General features: G+C 65.1%; 5 protein-coding genes. All 5 read right to left on the bottom strand.

What is annotated here, in order from left to right; genetic code table 11:
* Nucleotides 1-12: 12 nt before the first annotated feature.
* Nucleotides 13-1,014 (bottom strand): Ldh family oxidoreductase, encoded by a 1,002-nt coding sequence (locus tag EOA38_RS29765; protein ID WP_127300924.1) that lies wholly within the window; start codon nt 1,012-1,014, stop codon nt 13-15.
* A gap of 94 nt (nt 1,015-1,108) precedes the next feature.
* Nucleotides 1,109-1,918, bottom strand: a complete 810-nt coding sequence (locus EOA38_RS29760) for an ABC transporter permease (protein WP_126090595.1) — start codon at nt 1,916-1,918, stop codon at nt 1,109-1,111.
* Entirely contained in the window at nt 1,918-2,583 is a 666-nt protein-coding gene (locus EOA38_RS29755; protein WP_189350600.1) for an ABC transporter permease subunit, read from the bottom strand. The genes EOA38_RS29760 and EOA38_RS29755 overlap by 1 nt, the downstream gene beginning before the upstream one ends.
* Nucleotides 2,584-2,788: 205 nt before the next feature.
* A complete protein-coding gene (locus EOA38_RS29750) occupies nt 2,789-3,583 on the bottom strand; it encodes a transporter substrate-binding domain-containing protein (protein WP_126090593.1) in 795 nt (264 codons plus the stop codon).
* Nucleotides 3,584-3,639: 56 nt separating this feature from the next.
* Nucleotides 3,640-4,056, bottom strand: a 417-nt coding sequence (locus tag EOA38_RS29745; protein ID WP_127300922.1) for an ATP-binding cassette domain-containing protein, incomplete at its 5' end; no start/stop codon positions are given.

The following is a 4,056-nucleotide window of genomic DNA, read 5'->3' as shown; positions in this document are numbered from 1 at the left end:
AGTGTGCCTTGGTCAGGCCGAGTAGCGTTCGGCGAATTCGGAAATGCGCTGCACGACCGCTTTCGGAACGTCGAAGCCGCGCGCCGTCGCCTTTTCCGCGGCCTCGGCGCGGGCGCGGCCGGGGATGTGCACGCCGTAGCGCCGCCGCAGCCGGTCGAGTTGCCCCTTCATGCGCTGTTCGAAGTCCGGGTCGAGCAGCTTGGGCTCGATGGCTAAAACGAAAAGCCCGGTTCCGGGACTGTCCGGCCCGCCGGAGAACCATGGCGCGTCGAGCGACCAATTGGCGCCGGAAATGCCTGCCGCCAGCACCTCGACCATCAAGGCGATGTTGGCGCCGCGCTGGCCGCCGAAGGCGAGCATCGCGCCCTTCATCGCCGCCGCCGGATCGGTGGTCGGGTTGCCGCTTGCGTCCAGTGCCCAGCCCTCGGGGATCTTCTTGCCGTCTTCCGCGGCCTTGCGGATGTTGACGAAGGCGGTAGCGCTCGACGACTGGTCGATGACCAGAGGCGGTCCGTCGGCGGCCGGTGCTGCAAAGGACATCGGGTTGGTGCAGTAGACCGGCTTGACCGAGCCTGAGCCTGCGAGCACCGCCGGCCCGTTGGTGGCGGCGAAGGAGACCAGCCCCTGTCCGGCCAGCCGCCCGGTGAAATAGCCGAGCGCGCCGCAGGTATAGGCGTTCTTCTGCGAGAAGATGGCAACGCCGAACAGCCTTGCCGCCTTGGCGAGATCCTCGATCGTGCGGTCGAAGCCGGTATGGGCCAGCCCGCCCCGAGCATCGGAGAGGTAGACGGCCAGCGCCGGCCGGGTGATGACCGGATCGGCATTGCCGTCGATGCGGCCGGCCTCGATCGCTTCCAGATAGTCGATGAAATGCGACAGGCCGACCGACGACAGCCCCTCTGCCTCCGCCGCTATGATCGAGGCGACCAGCGACTGCGTCGCCTCCTCATTGGCGCCGGCGCCGAGCGCCGCCATCCGGCACAGTCCTTTTGCCTGGTCGAGGGTGAGTTGCATTAGGGCTGCTCCTCAGTGAGTAGGAAGTGGGGAATAGTCAGTAGGACAAAACCACCGAGCAGCCCACTACTCGCTATTCACTATTCACCATTCACTACCCGATCTTGACCGGAATCCGCGCCTCGATCCTGCTGAAGATCAGGACGAGGATGCCGGTGATGGTCATGTAGATCAGCGCCAGCAGCAGCAACGGTTCGTAGGTCAGGTAGGTGTCCTGCCGCACCTTGGACGAGACGGCGAAGATGTCGATGACGCTGATTGTCGCCACCAGCGGCGTCGACTTCAGCTGCAGCACGGTTTCGCCGGTCAGCGTCGGCAGCGCGCGGTAGAAGGCCTGCGGCAGCCAGATGCGGCGGAAGATCTTGAAGCGGCTCATGCCGAAGGCGCGGGCCGCTTCCAACTGGCCTTTCGGCACGCCGGCGAAGGCGCCGCGCATCACCTCGCCCTCATAGCCGGCGAAGGACATGGTCAGCGCCACCACGCCATAGGGCCAGGCTTGCCTGAGATATGGCCACATCCAGGACCCGCGGATCCACGGATATTGCGGGAACAGCGAGCCCAGCCCGTAATAGAGCAGCCAGAGCTGCAGGAGCAGCGGCGTGCCGCGGATGATGGTGCAGAAAACCTTGGCCGGCACGGCAAACCAGAACGGCCCGCCGGCCTGCGCCAGCCCGAGCGGCACCGCGAGCAGGAAGCCCAGCGCGCAGGTGACGACGAGGATCCAAAGCGACCGCCAGATGCCGAGCAGCCCCATTTGCCAATATTGCGGCAGCCAGTCCCAGCGCATGAAGAAGGCCGCGCAGAAGACCAGCGCCAGGGCGATCAGGATCAGCACGATGCGGTGCGGCTGAAGCCACAGCGAGGCACGGGCCGCGACGTTGATGACGGCGGTCTCTCCAGTCATCAGCGTGCCTCCTTGACGGAAGGCATGCCGCGCCGCGACCGCATCTCGATGCGGCCGATGATCAGGTTGGAGAACAGCGTCAGCGCCAGGTAGAGCACGCCAGCCGCGACAAAGAACAACAGATAGGCCTTGGTGACGCCGGCCGCCTGCCGCGTCGCAAGCGTCAGTTCGAAGAAGCCGACGACGGCAAGCAGCGCTGTGTCCTTGGTGGCGATCAGCCAGAGATTGGCGAGGCCCGGTATGGCGAAGGGCAGCATTGCCGGCAGCGTTATGCGCCTCAGCATCAGGCCGGGCGGCATGCCATAGGCCCGGGCCGCCTCGATCTGGCCCTGCGGGATGGACAGGATGGCGCCGCGGATGACTTCTGTCGAATAGGCGCCCTGAACGACACCGAGGACGAAGATGCCGGCCGCCAGGCCGCTGATGTCGATGCGCTGATAGCCCATTGCCGCCAGCACCTGGTTGATCAGGTCGGTGCCGGCATAATAGAGCAGCAGGATCAGCACCAGTTCCGGCACGGCACGCACCACGGTCGTATAGATGGCCAGCAGGTCGCGTGCCACCGGCCCGCCATAGAGCTTGCCCCAGGCGCCGCCGGTGCCGATCAGCAGGCCGAGGCAGGTGGCGCCGATGGCGATCTCGATCGAATGCAGGAATCCGACCAGCAAGGTGCCACCCCAGCCGGGCGCCACGGGCGACAGGAGTTCGAAAATACCGGCCGCCGAGGCCGGAAGAAAGGCGTCGATCAGCTTCGCCCCCGAATTGCTGGCTTCGTCGCTGGCCGTAGCGGCCAGCGGCAAGCGCGCGTGGAAGATTGGGCTTAGGGGCACGGCAATGACGCCATGCCCCTAACTCATGGGCGAGAAGTCGTCAGTTCGACTGCGTTGCGCCGCCGTAGATGTCGAAGTCGAAGTATTTCTTCGAGATCTCGTCATACTTGCCGTTGGCGCGGATCGCCTTGATGCCGGCGTTGACCTTTTCCTTCAGATCGGTGTCTTCCTTGCGCACGCCGGCGCCGACGCCCGGCCCGAGCACTTCGTCGTCCGGAGCGACCATGCCCTTGAGATCGCAGCAGGCCTTGCCCTGATCGGTCTTGAGGAATTCGCCAAGCGCGATGGAGTCGGCCTGCACCGCATCGAGACGGCCGGCGGCAAGATCATTGTTGGCTTCGTCCTGGGTCTGGTATTCCTTGATCTCCTGCGCTCCGGTGAAGTGCTTCTTGGCGTAGACGGCATGCACCGTCGAGACCTGGACGCCGATAACCTTGCCCTTGAGGTCATCCGGTGTGGCGCCGAACTTCTGGTCCTTCGGCCCGATGATCGCCGTCGGCGTGTTGTAATACTTGTCCGAGAAGTCGATCGTCTTCTTGCGCTCGTCGGTGATCGACATCGAGGAGACGATGAGGTCGATCTTCTTGGTGGTCAGCGCCGGAATGATGCCGTCCCAGGCAACGGGCGTGATGACGCAGTCGAGCTTCTCCTCGGCGCAGACGGCGTCGATGAATTCGATCTCCCAGCCGACCCACTTGCCCGTCGCATCCGGCGAGGTGAAGGGCGGATAAGGCTCGGCGGCGACGCCGATCTTGACCTGATCGGCCTTGGCCGCGCCCATCGCAGCGACGCCGAAGAGCAGCGCCGCGGCGAAGGTCTTGAGAACAGTCTTCATTTCAGGACTCCCAGTTTGTTGTTGTTCCCGGTTTTTCGCCCCGCTTGACGCCGGCCCTAGCCGACGTTGCGGAGGAATTGCTTGAGCCTTTCGGATTTGGGCGCGCCGAACAATTGTTCCGGCGGGCCTTCCTCCTCGACCAGCCCGTTGTAGAGGTAGACGACATGCGTCGCGACCTCGCGGGCGAACTTCATTTCATGCGTCACCAGCACCATGGTGCGCCCCTCGCGCGCCAGGTCGCCGATCACCTTCAGCACCTCGCCGACCAGCTCCGGATCGAGCGCCGAGGTCGGTTCGTCGAACAGCATGACGCGCGGATTGATCGCCAGCGCGCGCGCGATCGCGGCGCGCTGCTGCTGGCCGCCCGAGAGGAACGCCGGATACACGTCGCGCTTCTCCGCCAGCCCGACGCGGGCAAGCAGCTTCTCGGCCTGGGCGATCGCCTCGTCGCGCTTGACGCCGAGCACATGCAC

The organism is Mesorhizobium sp. M1E.F.Ca.ET.041.01.1.1, from assembly GCF_003997355.1.
Classification (GTDB): domain Bacteria; phylum Pseudomonadota; class Alphaproteobacteria; order Rhizobiales; family Rhizobiaceae; genus Mesorhizobium.
The sequence above is the reverse complement of the archived record's forward strand: the minus strand, read 5'-3'. Positions and strand labels throughout refer to the sequence as shown.